This is a genomic window from Acidithiobacillus sp. HP-11 (assembly GCF_015100075.1).
Lineage (GTDB): Bacteria > Pseudomonadota > Gammaproteobacteria > Acidithiobacillales > Acidithiobacillaceae > Acidithiobacillus > Acidithiobacillus thiooxidans.
Window position 1 is genome coordinate 1 of record NZ_JACKYY010000108.1, and the last position, 1,303, is coordinate 1,303.

Annotated in this window: 1 protein-coding gene; it reads left to right on the top strand. The window is 50.3% G+C overall.

What is annotated here, in order from left to right:
• Positions 1-45: 45 nt before the first annotated feature.
• Entirely contained in the window at positions 46-717 is a 672-nt protein-coding gene (locus H7F08_RS15260; protein WP_142088506.1) for a hypothetical protein, read from the top strand.
• Positions 718-1,303: the final 586 nt, after the last annotated feature.

A 1,303-nucleotide genomic window follows, 5' to 3' on the forward strand; every position in this document is an offset into this window, starting at 1 on the left:
CTCCTGTTGGTTGAGTTTTTTGACTCAACCAACAGGAGTGTTCCGATGATTCAGAAAAAAACATGGCTTACCGCATTGACCCTCGCACTGGCATTACCCCTGGGCGCAGAAGCGTCCGTATATGGCGTCATGAATCAGGTTGGTGTTTCCGGCAATGTACAAGGGGCCACCAATCGGTATGGGAACACCAACGGTGGACTCGGCCTACGGGCCAGCCTTTACAATGGTGGATTGTTCGGCACGGCGAAATACCGCCATGAGTTCGGGGCTACCTACCAGGGTTACACCGGTGGCAATACCAACACCATTGGGCTCAAGCTCGGCTATCTTTTCAACGCCAGCAATATCCTGGCTGTCGGGCCTTATGTCGGGTATGAGTATAACCGCTTTGCGCAGTCCAATGGCTATTATGGTTACCACTCTTCGCTGAGCACCAACGGTCTGGGTGGTGGTCTTTATGCGGCAGCATCTCTGCCAGGCGTCAATTTCACCGGATATGTCGGATACCTTGGCGGTATTTCGGAAACCCAGCATCTCTCTGGATTCGCACCAACCACGTTCAATCGCACTTCAGACCTTCTACAAATGGGGGTGAACGCCTATTATCCCCTAATGGCCAATGTCTCCCTGTACGTCGGATTACATGATGATGATTTTACACAGCGAGGCGCGCCGAATATTCTTCGCGGCGATGTGGGCTTGGGTATGCAGTTTTAAGTCACCATGCGGGCAGGATGGTCTGAAGCATACATCAGCGCCTGGAAACGGCGAATCCAGTATCACATTAGCCACATCAGGAGGTTAAAAATGTCCTACAGGCTTGAATTATTGCCTATCTCTCCGAGTATAGCCGCTTTGTCGTAAAATTTTTCCGAAATACGAATGGCGGGGAGAAGGATATTGAAGATTACACGAACTGAACTAGGATACTCTCAAAGAGTCAATCCTTCTGACCCTTAAGGATAACCTGTACATGTAGGTGTTCCTGGTTTTTGGGTTTCGCTAAAGCCAAGGGCGGAGGGACGGCCGCACTATTGGCTGCAGGACCATACGGGGCGTAAGCATATGGCTTGGCTGGAAGTGCTGCAGATAGTGTTTGATAACTAGTGTAGTGTTGCATTCTTGGTGAAACTTAAGGTTTATGATGATAAAATAGCTCCATGTTGAGGGCATGAATGGAGTCGAGCCTTGCGAGTTGCGCCCACAGTCACTTTAACCAGCGAAGAGCGGTCCGAGTTGTCCCGTATAGTCGCCTCCCGATTAAGCAGTGTCCGCTTGTTATTACGGGCACGGATGATATTGC